Below are 17,280 nucleotides of genomic sequence, written 5' to 3'. Positions count from 1 at the left end.
AGGCTTCTTGCAGTGGCAGGCTTGCAGACGCATCTGGCGTCAAAAGTTTGCTAAAGGTTTAGGCATGTCATTGGATCGCTCTCAGTTAATCAACACCGCACGCAACGGTCTGGCCGGTTTGGGTCACGGGCAGTTGGGCGTGCCGCTGTTGCTGCTGGTGATGCTGGCAATGATGATGTTGCCCATCCCGGCGTTTCTGCTGGATGTGTTTTTTACCTTCAACATCGCGCTGTCGATTGTGGTCTTGCTGGTGTGCGTGTACGCGCTGCGCCCGCTGGATTTCGCGGTGTTCCCCACCATTTTGCTGGTCGCAACGCTGATGCGCCTGGCGCTCAACGTGGCGTCGACCCGGGTGGTGATGCTCCACGGCCAAGAGGGCCACGCCGCTGCCGGTAAGGTGATCCAGGCCTTCGGTGAGGTGGTGATCGGCGGCAACTATGTGGTCGGTATGGTGGTGTTCGCGATTTTGATGATCATCAACTTCGTGGTGGTGACCAAAGGTGCCGGGCGGATCTCCGAAGTGAGCGCGCGCTTTACCCTCGACGCCATGCCCGGCAAACAAATGGCGATTGACGCCGACCTCAACGCCGGGCTGATCGATCAGAACCAGGCCAAGTTGCGCCGTCAAGAAGTCGCCCAAGAGGCCGAGTTTTACGGCTCTATGGACGGTGCCAGCAAGTTTGTGCGCGGTGACGCCATTGCCGGTCTGTTGATCCTGTTTATCAACCTAATCGGCGGCATGGCCGTGGGCATCTTCCAGCACAGCATGAGTTTTAGCGAAGCGGGCAAGGTCTACGCCTTGCTGACCATCGGTGACGGTCTGGTGGCGCAATTGCCGTCGCTGCTGTTGTCGACCGCCGCCGCGATCATGGTGACCCGTGCTTCGGGCTCCGAAGACATGGGCAAGCAAATCAATCGCCAGATGTTCGCCTCGCCCAAGGCGCTGGCGGTGTCTGCCGGTTTGATGGCGGTGATGGGGATCGTGCCGGGCATGCCCCATGTGTCCTTTCTCAGCCTCGCCGTGGTGGCCGGTGGCGCCGCCTACTGGATGTGGAAAAAACAAAACGTGGCCAAGGTTCAAGCCCTGCAAGAAGTGCAGCGCCAGCAAGAGTTGCTGCCTTCGCCCGCCCGCGCCCAAGAGACCAAAGAACTGGGCTGGGATGACGTGACGCCCATCGACATGATCGGCCTGGAAGTGGGCTATCGCCTGATCCCGCTGGTGGATCGCAACCAGGGCGGGCAATTGCTGGCGCGGATCAAGGGTGTGCGTAAAAAGCTGTCCCAGGACCTCGGCTTTTTGATGCCCACCGTGCACATCCGCGACAACCTCGACCTGGCGCCGAGCGCTTATCGCCTGACACTCATGGGCGTGATTCTGGCCGAGGCCGAGATTTACCCGGACCGCGAACTGGCGATCAACCCCGGCCAGGTGTTTGGCACCCTCAACGGGATCACCGCCAAAGACCCGGCCTTTGGTCTGGAGGCCGTGTGGATCGAGGTCAGCCAGCGTAGCCAGGCGCAATCGCTGGGCTACACCGTGGTCGATGCCAGTACGGTGGTGGCGACGCACCTTAACCAGATTCTGTATAAGCATTCCCATGAGCTGATTGGCCATGAGGAAGTGCAGCAACTCATGCAATTGCTGGCCAAGTCGTCGCCTAAATTGGCCGAAGAATTGGTGCCGGGCGTGTTGAGCCTGTCGCAGTTGCTCAAAGTCTTGCAGGCGCTGCTGGCCGAGCAGGTGCCGGTGCGCGATATACGCAGCATTGCCGAAGCCGTCGCCAACAATGCCCACAAGAGTCAAGATACTGCCGCTTTGGTTGCCGCCGTGCGTGTCGGCTTGTCCCGCGCCATCGTGCAAAGCATTGTCGGCGTTGAGTCTGAGCTGCCTGTGATCACCTTGGAGCCAAGGTTGGAACAAATATTGCTCAATAGTTTGCAGAAGGCCGGACAAGGCCAGGAAGACGGTGTGTTGCTGGAGCCAAGCATGGCAGAAAAACTCCAGCGCTCACTCATCGACGCAGCGCAGCGTCAGGAGATGCAAGGCAACCCGGTGATCTTGCTGGTGGCAGGCCCGGTACGCGCGATGCTTTCGCGGTTTGGCCGTTTGGCGGTGCCCAACCTGCATGTGCTGGCGTACCAGGAAATCCCTGACAACAAGCAAGTGACCATCGTTGCGACAGTGGGCCCTAACGGCTGAGGGTTTGATCTATGCAAGTGAAGCGATTTTTCGCCGCCGACATGCGTCAGGCCATGAAACTCATTCGTGATGAATTGGGCGCGGATGCCGCCATTATTGGCAATCGCCGGATCGCCGGCGGTGTTGAGTTGACCGCAGCGCTGGACTACAAGCTGTCCGCGCTGGCACCTCGGGTGCCGAACGTTGAGCTGGAAGAAGAACTGCGCAAGACCCAGTCCAAGATTGTCTCGGCTCAGGCCGAGTTGAGCTTGCGCGCAGAAGGCGACACGGATGCCAGCCGCCAGTTGTTTGCCGGCTTGCCGCTGACCGCCGCAGAACCGTTGATTGAGCCGCGCTTTGACGAACCGTCGCGGCCACAGCCTGCACCTGCACCGGCGCCATCGATTGACCAGCGGATTTTTGACGACATGCGCAATGAGCTGAACGGCCTGCGCGAGTTGCTCGAAGTGCAGCTGGGCTCGCTGGCCTGGAACCAGTTGCAAGGCTCAAGGCCTGAACAGGCCAATTTGTGGCGGCGTTTGCAGCGCATCGGCTTGTCCGGTCCGTTGTCCCATAGTTTGTTGACCCAGGTGACCGAGATTGAAGAGCCGCGTCAGGCCTGGCGCATGCTGTTGGCGCACCTGGCGCGGATGATTACCACCCCTGAACTGGAGCCGCTGGAAGAGGGCGGTGTGATCGCAATGGTCGGTCCTGCAGGCATGGGTAAAACCACAACGCTGGCCAAGCTGGCGGCACGTTATGTGCTCAAGTACGGCGCGCAAAATATTGCATTGGTGAGCATGGACAGCTTTCGTATCGGCGCCCAGGAGCAGCTTAAAACCCTGGGGCGCATTCTCAACGTGCCGGTGACCCACGTGGCCCCCGGCCAGTCATTGGGCCAAACCCTTGAGCCGCTGGCGCGCAAGCGCGTGGTGCTGGTCGACACCGCCGGGCTGCAAGCCAGTGACCCGGCGTTGCGCCTGCAACTGGACAGCCTCGCCGGGCGCGGGATCAAGGCGCGCAATTATCTGGTCCTCGCCACCACCAGCCAGAAGCAGGTGCTGTCTGCCGCGTACCTGAGCTACAAGCGCTGCGGGCTGGCCGGTTGCATTCTGACCAAGCTGGATGAAACCGCCAGCCTTGGCGAAGTACTGAGCCTGGCGATCAGCAATGACTTGCCCGTGGCGTACCTCACGGACGGCCCACGGATCCCGGACGATCTGCACTTGCCGCGCCGCCACCAATTGGTGAGCCGGGCGGTGAGTGTGCAAATGCAGGAAGAACCCAGCGAAGAAGCCATGGCCGATATGTTCGCTGACATTTACCACAGCCCGCCCAAACGGGTTGGCTAGGTTAAAGATGAAACGTTGCAATGTACCTACATTGAAGGTCTGCACAGTGTTGTTCCTGGGGGAACACGCAGCACTCTCTGTAGCCGCGTCTAAGTAAGACAAGGTAAAAAAAGATCATGGGCAGCATGCATCCCGTACAGGTGATCGCAGTGACCGGCGGCAAGGGTGGCGTCGGTAAAACTAACGTGTCAGTCAATTTGTCCATCGCGCTGGCCGAACTGGGCAGGCGCGTCATGTTGATGGACGCCGATCTCGGATTGGCGAATGTTGATGTCCTGTTGGGGCTGACACCGAAATTTACCTTGGCAGATGTGGTCGAGGGTCGCTGCGAGCTGCGTGATGTATTGCTCCTGGGCCCCGGCGGGATTCGTATCGTGCCCGCCGCGTCTGGCGCCCAGAGCATGGTGCAGTTGAGCCCTGCGCAACACGCCGGTCTGATTCAGGCGTTCAGTGACCTGAGCGACAACCTCGATGTGCTGGTGATTGATACCGCCGCCGGGATCGGTGAGTCAGTGGTCAGTTTTGTCCGTGCCGCCCAGGAGGTTTTGCTGGTGGTGTGTGACGAGCCGACCTCCATCACCGACGCCTACGCGTTGATCAAACTGCTTAACCGCGACTACGGCATGAACCGTTTTCGGGTGTTGGCGAACATGGTCCAGAGCCCGCAAGAAGGGCGCAACCTGTTCGCCAAGCTGACCAAAGTGACTGACCGTTTTCTTGACGTTGCCCTGCAATATGTGGGCGCCGTGCCGTACGACGAGTGCGTGCGCAAGGCCGTGCAAAAGCAGCGCGCCGTGTACGAAGCATTCCCGCGTTCCAAGTGCTCCCTGGCGTTCAAGGCTATCGCGCAAAAGGTCGATACCTGGCCGTTGCCGGCTAACCCCCGTGGCCACCTGGAGTTCTTTGTCGAACGTTTGGTACAGCAAGCAGGTGGAGGACGAGTCTGATGACTGCCAGCGGCTATCGCATGTACAGCAAGCCGTCACGTGACAGCCAATATGAGCTGATCGAGCGCTATGCGCCGTTGGTCAAACGCATCGCTTATCACCTGTTGGCGCGTTTGCCTGCCAGCGTGCAAGTGGACGACCTGATTCAGGCCGGGATGATCGGCTTGCTCGAGGTTTCGAGCAAGTACGACGCCACCAAGGGCGCGAGTTTTGAGACCTACGCCGGCATTCGCATTCGCGGTGCCATGCTCGATGAAGTGCGCAAGGGTGACTGGGCGCCACGCTCGGTGCACCGCAATACGCGCATGGTCAGTGACGCAATTCGCGTTATTGAAGCAAAAACCGGCTGTGACGCTAAAGATCACGAGGTTGCGGCCGAACTCCAGTTAAGCCTTGATGATTATTACGCCATCTTGAACGACACCCTGGGCAGTCGTCTGTTCAGCTTCGACGACCTGTTGCAGGACGGCGAGCACGAGGGGCTGCATGAAGATGGCGCCAGCGCGCACCTTGAGCCGTCGCGCGACCTCGAAGACGAGCGTTTTCAGGCCGCGCTGGCCGAGGCCATCAGCTTGTTGCCCGAGCGTGAGCGGCTGGTGTTGGCGCTGTACTACGACGAAGAGCTCAACCTCAAGGAAATCGGTGAGGTGCTGGGGGTCAGCGAGTCGCGTGTCAGCCAGTTGCACAGCCAGTGCGCCGCCCGTTTGCGCGCACGCCTGGGGCAGTGGCGAGCGCATTAAGGCATACGCAAATCCTGTAGCCGCTGCCGCAGGCTGCGATAAGGGCCGAAGGACCTTCGCTTCTACGAGGCAGGGTCGCTGCGCAACCCATCGCAGCCTGCGGCAGCGGCTACAGGGTTATCGATTGTTAATGCACCGAATTGATTGAAATGACGCGTTAAGAAACAGATCGCGTTTAAGACTGCTGGAGGTCGACTTGAACAAAGACATGAAAATCCTCATCGTTGATGATTTTTCAACGATGAGGCGGATCATTAAAAACCTGTTGCGTGATCTCGGGTTCACCAACACGGTCGAGGCGGATGACGGCACCACGGCGATTCCGATTCTCAATCTGGGGCATATCGACTTTCTGGTCACCGACTGGAACATGCCCGGCATGACCGGTATCGACTTGCTGCGCCATGTGCGTGCCGACGAAAAACTCAAGCACTTGCCGGTCTTGATGGTCACCGCCGAAGCCAAGCGCGAGCAGATCATCGAGGCTGCCCAAGCCGGTGTGAACGGTTATGTGGTCAAGCCATTCACCGCCATCGCCCTCAAGGACAAGATCGAAAAGATCTTTGAACGCATCGGTTGAACGGTTCCCCGGGGGGCACTATGGAGCGGCAGGAATCAACAGTGGGCGAGTTTGAATCGACCCTGAAAAAACATGCTCAAGAGCTGGTTGAAAGCCTTGAAAAAGGCCAGTTCGGCGACGCGGTACAACTGATTCATGAACTGAACCAGACCCGCGATCGTGGCCTTTACCGTGAAGTCGGCAAGCTGACGCGTGAATTGCATAGCGCGATTGTCGATTTTCACATTGATCCGACCATGCCGCGCGCCGAAGAAGTGTCGCAGATCACGGATGCGACCGAGCGCTTGGCTTATGTTGTGAAGCTGACGGAAGCCGCCGCTAACCGGACCATGGATCTGGTCGAGAACTGCACGCCGCTGGTCAATGGCCTTGGCCAGGAAGCCAAAGCTTTGAGCGCGGACTGGGGGCGTTTTATGCGCCGCGAAGTCGGTGCGCAAGAGTTTCGCGAGCTGGCACGTCGGGTAGACAGTTTTTTGACGCGCAGCGAAGCTGAGCAGCAGATCGTCTCCAGTAATCTGACTGACATTCTGCTGGCCCAGGATTACCAGGACCTGACCGGTCAGGTGATCAAGCGGGTCACGCAGTTGGTCACCGACGTCGAGCAGAACTTGCTCAAGTTGGTGCTCATGGCCAGCCAGGTCGATCGCTTTGCCGGGATCGAACATGACCACGAAGCGCTGCGTGCTGAAAATAATTCGCAAAAAAACCTGACGAAGGGTGAAGGTCCGCAGATTCATGCCGATAAGCGTAGTGACGTCGTATCCGGCCAGGATGATGTAGACGATTTGCTGTCCAGTTTAGGTTTCTAGGTCTTGAGTAGGCGTGCGGGCGCTGTTGTCCGGCGCTGAAAGGTCCTCCTTCAAGGAGCACACACATGAGCTTCGGCGCCGATGAAGAAATCCTTCAGGATTTTTTGGTTGAGGCCGGCGAAATTTTAGAGTTGCTGTCCGAACAACTGGTCGAGCTGGAAAGCCGACCGGATGATGCAGACTTGCTCAATGCTATTTTTCGCGGTTTTCACACTGTAAAAGGAGGCGCCGGCTTCCTGCAGCTCAATGAGTTGGTGGAGTGCTGCCACATCGCCGAGAACGTGTTCGACATCCTGCGCAAGGGTGAGCGAAGCGTCGACGCGGAATTGATGGACGTGGTGCTTGAAGCCCTGGACGCCGTCAACGGGATGTTTGCCCAAGTGCGCGAGCGTAGCCCGATCACCGCCGCCAGCCCCGAGTTGCTGGCCGCGTTGGCGCGTTTGGCCGAGCCTGCCGCCGCGCCGGCAGCGGTCGAAGCGCCGGCTGCGGTGGTCGAGACCGTGTCTAACGACACCGCCGGCGACATTACCGATAACGAATTTGAACAACTGCTCGACTCGCTGAATGCGGTCAAAGCGGATGCGGCGCTTGTCGAACAAGCCCCTGAAGACGCGACCCTGAGTGACGAAATCAGCGACGCCGAGTTTGAGTCATTGCTCGATCAGTTGCACGGCAAAGGCCAGTTCTCTGCGAACGCAGTGACCGCGCCTGCTGCTGTTGCCCCGGCAGCGTCTGCTGCGGCCAGCAATGAAATCACCGACGATGAATTCGAAGCGCTGCTGGATCAGTTGCATGGCAAAGGCTCGTTCAGCGCAGACGCCCTTGAGGCTGTCGCCGCTGCCCCTGCTGACGTCGCGGCTGAACCCGTCGCGGACACCCCGGCAGCCCACATCACCGATCAAGAATTTGAAGCGCTGCTCGACGAGTTGCATGGCAAAGGCCAGTTTTCGGCCGAAAGCCCAGCGGTTGCCGCGACGGTCAGTGCAGTAGCAGCCTCAGTCGCCAACAAGGTCGAAGCCAAGCCTGCCGCCCCGCGCCCGGCGCCCGCCCGGGCGGCGCCTGCACCGCAGGAAAAACCGGTGGCCAGCGAGGCCGAAACCACGGTGCGGGTAGACACCGCGCGGCTCGACGAAATTATGAACATGGTTGGCGAGCTGGTGCTGGTGCGTAACCGCCTGGTGCGCCTGGGCCTGAACATTCATGACGAAGCCATGGCCAAGGCGCTGTCCAACCTCGACGTGGTTACCGCAGACCTGCAAACCTCGGTCATGAAGACCCGCATGCAGCCGATCAAGAAAGTCTTCGGCCGCTTCCCGCGTCTGGTTCGCGATTTGGCCCGTCAACTGAAAAAAGAAATCAGCCTGGAACTGGTGGGCGAAGACACCGACCTCGACAAAAACCTCGTGGAGGCGCTGGCCGACCCGTTGGTGCACTTGGTGCGCAACGCGGTTGACCACGGCTGTGAAACCCCCGAAGAGCGTGAAGCGGCGGGCAAGTCGCGGTGCGGGCGGGTGGTGCTGTCGGCCGAACAGGAAGGCGACCATATCTTGCTGTCGATCTCTGACGACGGCAAAGGCATGGACGCCAATGTGCTGCGCGCCATCGCTGTCAAAAAAGGCCTGATGGACAAGGACGCCGCCGATCGCCTCAGCGAAAACGACTGCTACAACCTGATCTTTGCCCCGGGCTTTTCGACCAAGACCGAGATTTCTGACGTGTCGGGCCGTGGCGTGGGCATGGACGTGGTGAAAACCAAAATCGCCCAGCTCAATGGCTCGCTGGCCATTGAGTCGACCTTGGGCAAGGGCTCCAAAATCGTCATCAAGGTACCGCTGACCTTGGCGATCATGCCGACCCTGATGGTCATGCTGGGCAATCAGGCATTTGCCTTCCCCCTGGTCAACGTCAACGAAATTTTCCACCTCGACCTGTCACGCACCAACGTGGTCGACGGCCAGGAAGTGGTGATCGTGCGCGACAAAGCGTTGCCGCTGTTCTACCTCAAGCGCTGGCTGGTGGCCTCGGCCGCCCATGAAGAGCAACGCGAAGGGCATGTGGTGATTATCTCGATTGGCACCCAGCGCATCGGCTTTGTGGTCGATCAACTGGTGGGCCAGGAAGAAGTGGTGATCAAACCGTTGGGCAAAATGCTTCAGGGCACGCCGGGCATGTCGGGCGCCACCATTACCGGTGACGGTCGCATTGCCTTGATCCTGGATGTGCCGAGCATGCTCAAGCACTACGCCTCGCGGCGTATTTGATTCTCGTAGCAGGGCGCGCCAGCGTGCCCTGCCGCCTAACGGAGTGTTTATGGTAGTCAAGGTCCTGGTGGTGGACGATTCTGGGTTTTTCCGCCGTCGTGTGTCGGAAATTCTGTCGGCTGACCCGACGATTAAAGTGATCGGTACCGCCACCAATGGCAAGGAAGCAATTGATCAGGCGTTGGCGCTCAAGCCCGACGTGATCACCATGGACTACGAAATGCCGATGATGGACGGCATCACGGCGGTGCGCCACATCATGCAGCGCTGCCCGACACCGGTCTTGATGTTCTCGTCGCTGACCCATGAAGGCGCGCGCGTGACCCTCGATGCGCTGGACGCCGGGGCCGTGGACTTCCTGCCGAAAAATTTCGAAGACATCTCGCGCAACCCCGACAAGGTCAAACAGCTGCTGTGTGAAAAGGTCCATACCATTTCGCGCAGTAACCGGCGCCTGTCCAGTTACAGCGCGCCGCCGCCCGTTGCCGCCCCGGCACCTGTGAGCCGTGCGCCGCTGGCTGGGGCGCCTACGCCTGCACCTGCGCCGACCCGCACCACACCGATTGCCAGCCGTGCGGCGCCAGCCCCGGCCGCCCATTCGTCTGCCCCCAAGCGCAAGCCTTACAAGTTGGTGGCCATTGGCACGTCAACCGGTGGCCCGGTCGCGTTGCAGCGGGTATTGACCCAGTTGCCGGGCAATTTCCCGGCGCCCATTGTGCTGGTGCAGCACATGCCGGCGGCGTTCACCAAAGCCTTTGCCGAGCGTCTGGACAAGCTGTGCCGCATCAGCGTCAAGGAGGCCGAAGACGGTGACACCTTGCGCCCAGGGCTGGCCTTGCTGGCACCGGGCGGCAAACAAATGATGATCGACGGTCGCGGCACGGTACGGATTCTGCCGGGTGATGAGCGCCTGAACTACAAGCCCAGTGTCGACATCACCTTTGGCTCTGCGGCCAAAACCTACGGTGACAAAGTTTTGGCGGTGGTCTTGACCGGCATGGGCGCGGACGGCCGTGAAGGCGCACGCCTGCTCAAGCAGGGCGGCAGCCAGGTGTGGGCGCAAGACGAAGCCAGCTGTGTGATTTACGGCATGCCGATGGCCATCGTTAAGGCCAACCTCGCTGACGCGGTGTACAGCCTTGATGACATGGGCCGCCACTTGGTTGAGGCGTGTCACTGATGGACGTGCTCAGCCTGATCGGCATCATCATGGCCTTTGTCGCGATTATCGGTGGCAATTACCTCGAAGGCGGGCACTTGGGCGCGCTGGCCAATGGCCCGGCGGCACTCATCGTTTTGGGCGGCACCATTGGCGCCGCACTGTTGCAGTCGCCCATGAGCGCCTTCAAGCGGGCGATCCAGACCGTGGGCTGGATTTTCTTCCCGCCGCAGATCGACATGGCGGGCGGCATCAACCGCGTCGTCAACTGGAGCCTCACGGCGCGCAAGGAAGGCTTGCTGGGCCTTGAAGGCATGGCCGACTCCGAGCCCGACAGCTATTCGCGCAAAGGCCTGCAACTGCTGGTGGACGGGGTTGAACCCGAAGCCATTCGCAGCGTGCTGGAGGTCGACTACATGACCCAGGAAACCCGCGACATTGAGGCCGCCAAAGTGTTTGAGTGCATGGGCGGTTATGCGCCGACCATCGGCATCATTGGCGCGGTGATGGGCTTGATCCATGTGATGGGCAACCTGGCCGACCCGACGCAGTTGGGCAGCGGCATTGCCGTGGCGTTTGTGGCGACCATTTACGGGGTGGCCAGCGCCAACCTGGTGTTGCTGCCCATGGCCAGCAAGCTCAAGGCCATTGCGCTGCGCCAGTCCTTGTACCGCGAGATGTTGCTCGAAGGCATCCTGTCGATTGCCGAGGGCGAGAACCCGCGGGCCATCGAACTCAAACTCCAAGGGTTTACGGGGTAACGATGAGCCGACGCCGCCGCGCTGCTGAAGAGCACGTCAATCATGAACGCTGGCTGGTGTCCTACGCAGACTTCATCACCTTGCTGTTTGCCTTTTTTGTGGTGATGTACTCGATCTCGTCGATTAACGAAGGCAAGTACAAAGTGATCTCGCAGGCGCTGGTGGGGGTGTTCAATGACACCGAGCGCAGCGTCAAGCCGATCCCGGTGGGCGAAGAGCGCCCACTGACCACCAAACCGGCCGAGCCGCTGATCAAAGACAGCGAAAACACTGACGCGGGGTTGGGCCAGGCCCAGGACGATCCGCTGAAAACCATCGCCAATGACATCACCCAGGCCTTTGGCGACTTGATTGCCTCACACCAGCTCACCGTGCGTGGCAACGAGCTGTGGGTCGAGATCGAACTCAACTCCAGCCTGTTGTTTGGCAGTGGCGATGCGATGCCCAATGACCTGGCGTTCAGCATCATCGACAAGGTGGCGGCGATCCTCAAACCCTTCGATAACCCGATTCACGTCGAAGGCTTTACCGATAACTTGCCGATTCGTACTGCGCAATATCCCACCAACTGGGAACTGTCGTCAGCGCGCTCGGCGAGCATTGTGCGCATGCTGGCGATGCAAGGCGTAGACCCGGGGCGCATGGCGTCGGTGGGCTACGCCGAGTTTCAGCCGGTGGCCAATAACGCAACGCCTGAAGGGCGTGCGCTCAACCGTCGCGTGGTGCTCGTGGTGTCACGTAACCTGGAAGTGCGTCGCAGTTTGACCAGCAGCGGCGCCGCCAACGTCACGCCAGATGCCGCCTTGAAGCGTGCTGGCACACAAACTGCACCGCCACGATCAACGCCGCTGGTTCGAGGGAATGCCGTCAATTCCCCGTCACCGTCCCTATAAGTGCATGGCAATTCTCGGTCGGCACGCGTGCAACCGGGAGGAATAACTGAATGAGAGTCTGGACTGTAGCTAATCAAAAAGGTGGGGTCGGCAAGACCACCACCTCCATCGCCCTGGCGGGTTTGCTGGCTGAGGCGGGCAAGCGCGTGGTCGTGGTCGATCTCGACCCGCATGGCTCCATGACCAGTTATTTCGGTTATGACCCGGACGCCCTTGAGCACAGCAATTACGATCTGTTCTTGCACAAGGGGCTGGTGCCCGACGGCCTGACCGCGCAACTGCTGTTGCCCACCAGCAACGAGCAGATTGCCTTGTTGCCGGCCAGCACCGCGCTGGCCACGCTTGAGCGCCAATCGCCGGGCCAGAGTGGCCTGGGCCTGGTGATCGCCCGTGCCCTGGCGCAACTGTGGCAGGACTACGACTACGCGATCATCGACAGCCCGCCCTTGCTCGGCGTGCTGATGGTCAATGCATTGGCGGCCAGCCAGCAGTTGATCATCCCGGTGCAAACCGAGCACTTGGCCCTGATGGGCCTGGAGCGCATGGTCAACACCCTGGCGATGATCAACCGTTCGCGCAAACAGGCGTTGCCGTTCTGCATCGTGCCGACCCTGTTTGACCGCCGCACCCAGGCCTCCATGAGCACCTTGCGGGTACTGCGTGATTCACACCCCGAAACCCTGTGGCAGGGCTTTATCCCGGTCGATACGCGTCTGCGTGACGCCAGCCGGGCCGGGCTCACGCCCTCGCAGTTCGACGGCAAAAGCCGGGGTGCGATTGCGTATCGCGCGTTGCTCAAACACATGTTGACCCAGCAACTCACACCGCAGCCGGTGTGAGCTGGGCGTGCATTCAAGTATCTGCATGACGTGGCCGATAACCCCTAGAGGTCATGGTCGCGCCAAGGTTGAGTGAGGCACCTGATGAAGCAACCGGTCGCGCTGTCTACAAGCCCGCAAGTGGCCTTGCAGGCTTACCTGGACAATTTGCTGTTTGATGCAACCGAAGAGGCACTGCAAGCGCCGGAGCCTGTACTGACGGCCGAGCCCGAGGCGCTGGACGAATTCGCCGCTGCGGTGCTGGAAGAGCAAGTCCGTGATGCCCGCCTGGCGCCCCAAGAGCCTGTGCAGGAACTGGCGGTGCCGGTGCCGCTGTCAGAGGTGCTGCCGAATGCCGACTTAATGGCGCCACCGCTGCTCGACGTGCAGCGGCCGAACGCAACCGGCACCCGCTTGCCGGTGCAGGACGATGGTCGCCCGGCGTGGGCCAGCGAGCCGTTTGAATGCCTGCTGTTCGATGTCGCTGGGCTGACCCTGGCGGTGCCGCTGGTGTGCCTGGGGTCGATTTACGCGTTGCACAATCGCGAGTTGACCCCGCTGTTTGGTCAACCTGACTGGTTTTTGGGGATTCTGCCAAGCCAGAGCGGCAAGCTTAATGTGCTCGACACGGCGCGCTGGGTGATGCCGGAGCGTTACCGCGACGATTTTCGAGAAGGGCTGCAATACGTTATTTCGGTTCAGGGCTATGAATGGGGGCTGGCGGTGCATCAGGTCAGCCGTTCATTGCGCCTGGACCCCAACCAGATCAAATGGCGTTCGCAGCGCGGGCAACGTCCGTGGTTGGCGGGCACCGTGATCGAACACATGTGCGCGTTGCTGGACGTGGCAGAACTTGCCGACTTGATCGCCAGCGGCGCGACCCGCCATCAGGCAGACACATAAATGACCGGGCTTGAGCGCGGTTAGACAACACACACCGTTAAGTTTTTAGTCAGGGGTTTGGGGTATGAAGCAATCAGCCGCACAGGGTTCCGATGATCCGATCCTGCAATGGGTCACCTTCAAGCTGGACAACGAGACCTACGGCATCAACGTCATGCAGGTGCAGGAAGTGCTGCGCTACACCGAAATTGCCCCGGTGCCGGGTGCGCCAGCCTACGTGCTGGGCATCATCAACCTGCGCGGCAATGTGGTGACTGTTATCGACACCCGCCAGCGTTTTGGTTTGTACAACGCTGATATCACCGACAACTCACGTATCGTCATCATCGAAGCCGACAAGCAAGTGGTGGGCATTCTGGTCGACAGCGTGGCGGAAGTGGTGTATCTGCGTCAGTCTGAAATCGAAACGGCGCCGAACGTGGGCAACGACGAGTCGGCCAAGTTCATTCAAGGCGTGTGCAACAAGAACGGCGAGTTGCTGATTCTGGTTGAGCTGGACAAAATGATGACCGAAGAAGAGTGGTCAGACCTGGAGAACATCTGATTGATCCTTGAGGTGGCGGTAATCGTGCTGGCCCTGCTGTGGGCCGCGAGCCTGTGTGCGTTTGTGCTCTACGTGCGCAAACAGCGCGTGGCCGCCGTGCAGCAGGCCGAGGCCGACGCCCGCCGCGACCGCCGCCTCAAGGAGCTCAGCCGCCGCCTGGACACCTACCAGAACGGCAACGTGCAAATGGGCGAAGAGCTGCACGAAATGCGCTCGGTGGTGGCCCCCTTGCCAGAAAAACTCACCCGCCTTGAACAACGCGACCCCACCAGCCTGTCCTTCGACCAGGCCGCGCGTCTGGTCGGCATGGGTGCCAGCGTTGACGAACTGACCCAGTCCTGCGGCCTGACCCAGGCCGAGGCCGAGTTGATGAGCAAGATGCACAAGGGGTGAGAAAGGCTGCTTCTTGCTCGGCAGCGTATTGATACAGCATTGTTTTTTTAGAGTGAATATTCAGGAATTTCGGATGTTTTTATTAAGCGATTTGTGAATATGTATAAGCCGGTTCATTCTGTTGAGTTTTAAGCTGAGTCTTGAATTATTTAAATCGTTGCTTTGTCTTTCGCTTCTTTTGTCGCTGGGTATTTTTAATAATTCTTTTTTTTTGTTTTTTGAAATAAATGTGGGTAGCGTCAAATGCGGAGGTGTCGACTGCGAGAGGGCCGCCGAGAGGGTCGGAGAAGTAATCTGGAGTTATATTGGGTGAGGGTATTTTATTAAACTTGTACTCTTTTTTAGCAAGCTTGTAAGCATTATCGATATCAGTGGGAGAAGACAGAGTGTCATGGATTGAGACGCGACCTATAAATTCACCCCGTTTCTCAGCGGCGACGGCGAGATCATAATCAAGTTTTTTTTGATGATTACGTAGATTTTCCGCAAGTCGTAGTTTTGTGCGCTGAAATGCAGTCATTGCGGACCTGGATCTTCGAGTTTTAGAGACTGAGGAAACTATTGTCTTTATGGGAATGTTGCCCGACGGATCACGCCAGTTAATGGGGTCGTTTTTACAATAGGCATAAGCATTTATGCCTCCTCCCGCAAAGGGGCTCATGGGGTCAGGGCTATTGAATCTCATCAGTACGGGATTGAAAGCGCGAGTGCCATTGCCCAATAAATAATGTCCGGTCAACGACTCGCAACGCTCGCCATTAAAACCTAATAGACTGACGAACCCGCTGTGATCGGACTGATATCCGTAAATGGTATAAGTAAGGGTATTAAACTGCGTTTCTGTTATTGCTTGAGTCACCGAACCTTGTGGGTCATTGGCTAATAGAATATTTTCCCGTTGAGGTCCTTGTTGGCGAAACTGTGCCAAGCTGTTTTTGTCGTATTGGAACAGCGAATAACTGGCCGGTCCTTGAATGTCTGTCACAAGTTTATTGGCGCAATAAAAGCGTTGTCCGCTGGCTTGCGTGTCTGACAAACAACTCATCAATCGATCCAGCGGATCATAACGATACATAGCGGCCATGCCCGGAACTCCTGTCAGGTAAGTTCAAGATCGCAGAATCGGTTGTATGAATGGCGTTGTCTACTAGCAGAACTGACAGGTAGATCATGGTCATTGTCTGCGACGTGAACTCAACACAACCCCTGCACAAACTCCAGAAACGCCCGCACTTTAGCCGCCGGTAAATGCCGCGACGGGTAGAACGCGTACAGCGGAAAACGCTCATCGGGCCAGTCGGGGAATACGTCTACCAGGCGCCCGTCCTTGAGCGCGGGCGCCAGCCCCAGATCGAGCATTTGCGCCACCGCGTGACCGTGCTCGCACACGCTGTACAAAGTGCTGGCGTCGTTGATGATCAACCGGCCATTGGTGGGCACGATGAGTATGTGCCCGTCGCGATGAAACTCCCATGCAAACGGCCGCCCGGTCTGCGTGTCGCGAAAGTCGATGCACACATGCTGGCCGTGTTCAAGGTCCTGCGGTATGGCAGGGCGCCCGTAACGCTGAAAATACGCGGGTGCAGCGACGGTCAGTACACGCACCTCCATGAGCTTGCGCGCCACCAGCGAAGACGACTGCGGGTGGCCAAAGCGAATGGCCAGATCAAAGCCGTCTGCCACCAGATCGCCCAGTTGGTCCTTGGTGTGCAAGTCCAACTGCAATTGCGGGTGGCGGCGCATGAACTCGCCCAATACCGGGCCCAGTACCAGCCTTGAGAAATACGGGTCGATATTGACCCGCAAGCGCCCGCGTACGGTCAGCGCGCTGTCAGCCGCCGAATTGGCCGCGTCTTCAAGCCCGGCCAGCAGCGGGGCGACTTCCTGATAAAAGCGCCACCCTTCATCGGTCAATTGCACCGAGCGCGTGGTGCGGTCGAACAGGCGAATGCCCAAGCGTTTCTCCAGCCGCGAAATCGCCCGGCTCACCCCGGAAGGCGTCATGTCCAGCCGGTCGGCGGCCTTGGCAAAACTGCCGCTGTCGACCACCGCGCTCAACACGCCCATGCCGCTGGCCAAACCCGGATCAAAGCTCATTAGTGATTACCTGTCACGTATGCAATGACACTGATGCTATCGAAGAATCAGGTGTCTGCGCTGGATAATTTCTGCCAACACAACAGCCGTTGTTTGAGTTGAGGAGAGGCACATATGTACGCAGTCACAGGCATTACCGGGAAAGTGGGTGGCGCTGTCGCGCGGGCATTGCTCGGTGCCGGTCAGCCGGTGCGGGCGGTGGTGCGCAGTGCCGAAAAAGGGCTGCCTTGGGCCCAATTGAGTTGTGAGCTGGCGCTGGCAGAAGTCGACGATGCCCAGGCCATGACGCAGGCGTTTAGCGGTGTCGACGGGGTGTTCATCATGTTGCCGTCTAACTTCGATCCTTCGCCGGGATTCCCTGAGGCGCGGGTGTTGGTCGACAACATTCGCCAGGCACTGCAATGCGCCCGGCCGGGCAAGGTGGTTTGCCTGTCAACCATCGGCGCTCAGGCCACACAGCCCAACCTGCTGAACCAGTTGCAACTGCTTGAACAGGCCTTGAGGTCATTGGCCATGCCGGTGACGTTTCTGCGCCCCGGCTGGTTTATGGAAAACGCCTTGTGGGATGTCGCCCCGGCGATTGAGAGCGGGTTGATCCCAAGCTTTTTGCAGCCGTTGGACAAGCCGGTGCCCATGATTGCCACGGCGGACGTGGGGCGGGTAGCTGCCGAGTTGTTGCAGGAGACCTGGCAAGGGCAGCGCATTGTTGAACTGGAAGGCGCGCAGCGTATTACCCCGAACCAGATTGCCGAGACCTTCGCCCGCTTGCTCTTATCAAACATAAAATAACCCATTGTTTTTATTCAAAAAAACTACCCAGCTTTTTCAAGCCTCCATCCCAGCT

General features: G+C 59.1%; 17 protein-coding genes. 15 read left to right on the top strand and 2 right to left on the bottom strand.

The window, feature by feature from the left end; all coding sequences use genetic code 11:
- Positions 1-70: 70 nt before the first annotated feature.
- The 14 genes from flhA (at position 71) to AAEZ03_RS16095 (ending at position 14,339) form a co-directional block, all read left to right on the top strand.
- Positions 71-2,200, top strand: coding sequence for a flagellar biosynthesis protein FlhA (gene flhA, locus AAEZ03_RS16160; protein ID WP_350580004.1), 2,130 nt, complete (start codon positions 71-73; stop codon positions 2,198-2,200).
- Positions 2,201-2,211: 11 nt separating this feature from the next.
- Complete coding sequence (gene flhF / locus AAEZ03_RS16155; RefSeq protein ID WP_123752205.1) at positions 2,212-3,531, top strand: flagellar biosynthesis GTPase FlhF; 1,320 nt, start codon at positions 2,212-2,214, stop codon at positions 3,529-3,531.
- A 116-nt stretch (positions 3,532-3,647) separates the two neighbouring features.
- Entirely contained in the window at positions 3,648-4,478 is an 831-nt protein-coding gene (fleN, locus tag AAEZ03_RS16150; RefSeq protein WP_048371384.1) for a flagellar synthesis regulator FleN, read from the top strand.
- Positions 4,475-5,218 carry an RNA polymerase sigma factor FliA gene (fliA, locus tag AAEZ03_RS16145; RefSeq protein WP_227024854.1) on the top strand — a complete coding sequence of 248 codons (744 nt, stop codon included), beginning with the start codon at positions 4,475-4,477 and terminating at the stop codon, positions 5,216-5,218. The genes fleN and fliA overlap by 4 nt, the downstream gene beginning before the upstream one ends.
- Positions 5,219-5,426: 208 nt before the next feature.
- Positions 5,427-5,798 carry a chemotaxis response regulator CheY gene (locus AAEZ03_RS16140; RefSeq protein ID WP_162207692.1) on the top strand — a complete coding sequence of 124 codons (372 nt, stop codon included), beginning with the start codon at positions 5,427-5,429 and terminating at the stop codon, positions 5,796-5,798.
- Positions 5,799-5,818: 20 nt separating this feature from the next.
- Positions 5,819-6,607, top strand: a complete 789-nt coding sequence (locus AAEZ03_RS16135; RefSeq protein WP_048371378.1) for a protein phosphatase CheZ — start codon at positions 5,819-5,821, stop codon at positions 6,605-6,607.
- A gap of 65 nt (positions 6,608-6,672) precedes the next feature.
- Positions 6,673-8,868: a chemotaxis protein CheA gene (locus AAEZ03_RS16130; RefSeq protein ID WP_350579946.1), complete on the top strand. Its 2,196-nt coding sequence runs from the start codon at positions 6,673-6,675 to the stop codon at positions 8,866-8,868.
- Between the two features lie 49 nt (positions 8,869-8,917).
- On the top strand, positions 8,918-10,048 hold the full coding sequence (locus tag AAEZ03_RS16125; protein ID WP_278938955.1) for a protein-glutamate methylesterase/protein-glutamine glutaminase: 1,131 nt from the start codon (positions 8,918-8,920) through the stop codon (positions 10,046-10,048).
- On the top strand, positions 10,048-10,788 hold the full coding sequence (locus tag AAEZ03_RS16120; protein WP_350579943.1) for a flagellar motor protein: 741 nt from the start codon (positions 10,048-10,050) through the stop codon (positions 10,786-10,788). Before AAEZ03_RS16125 ends, AAEZ03_RS16120 begins: the two co-directional genes overlap by 1 nt.
- 2 nt (positions 10,789-10,790) lie before the next feature.
- Positions 10,791-11,681, top strand: a complete 891-nt coding sequence (gene motD / locus AAEZ03_RS16115) for a flagellar motor protein MotD (RefSeq protein ID WP_048371370.1) — start codon at positions 10,791-10,793, stop codon at positions 11,679-11,681.
- Between the two features lie 50 nt (positions 11,682-11,731).
- Entirely contained in the window at positions 11,732-12,520 is a 789-nt protein-coding gene (locus AAEZ03_RS16110; protein WP_123752209.1) for a ParA family protein, read from the top strand.
- Between the two features lie 84 nt (positions 12,521-12,604).
- Positions 12,605-13,402: a CheW domain-containing protein gene (locus tag AAEZ03_RS16105; protein WP_350579940.1), complete on the top strand. Its 798-nt coding sequence runs from the start codon at positions 12,605-12,607 to the stop codon at positions 13,400-13,402.
- 64 nt (positions 13,403-13,466) lie between these two features.
- The gene (locus AAEZ03_RS16100) at positions 13,467-13,946 is read left to right on the top strand and encodes a chemotaxis protein CheW (protein WP_350579938.1); all 480 of its coding nucleotides are present in this window, start codon (positions 13,467-13,469) and stop codon (positions 13,944-13,946) included.
- Positions 13,947-14,339, top strand: coding sequence for a DUF2802 domain-containing protein (locus AAEZ03_RS16095; protein ID WP_048371360.1), 393 nt, complete (start codon positions 13,947-13,949; stop codon positions 14,337-14,339).
- A 145-nt stretch (positions 14,340-14,484) separates the two neighbouring features.
- On the opposite strand, the gene AAEZ03_RS16090 is transcribed toward AAEZ03_RS16095, so the two are convergent.
- Positions 14,485-15,423: an RHS repeat-associated core domain-containing protein gene (locus AAEZ03_RS16090; protein WP_350579936.1), complete on the bottom strand. Its 939-nt coding sequence runs from the start codon at positions 15,421-15,423 to the stop codon at positions 14,485-14,487.
- 110 nt (positions 15,424-15,533) lie between these two features.
- On the bottom strand, positions 15,534-16,436 hold the full coding sequence (locus tag AAEZ03_RS16085; protein ID WP_350579933.1) for a LysR family transcriptional regulator: 903 nt from the start codon (positions 16,434-16,436) through the stop codon (positions 15,534-15,536).
- Between the two features lie 114 nt (positions 16,437-16,550).
- Here AAEZ03_RS16085 and AAEZ03_RS16080 point away from each other — a divergent pair, with 114 nt between their 5' ends.
- On the top strand, positions 16,551-17,225 hold the full coding sequence (locus AAEZ03_RS16080; protein WP_350579930.1) for an NmrA family NAD(P)-binding protein: 675 nt from the start codon (positions 16,551-16,553) through the stop codon (positions 17,223-17,225).
- Positions 17,226-17,280 lie beyond the last annotated feature (55 nt).

This window comes from Pseudomonas sp. HY2-MNA-CIBAN-0224, assembly GCF_040310285.1.
GTDB lineage: Bacteria > Pseudomonadota > Gammaproteobacteria > Pseudomonadales > Pseudomonadaceae > Aquipseudomonas > Aquipseudomonas helleri.
This window is presented reverse-complemented; position numbering and strand designations above follow the sequence as displayed.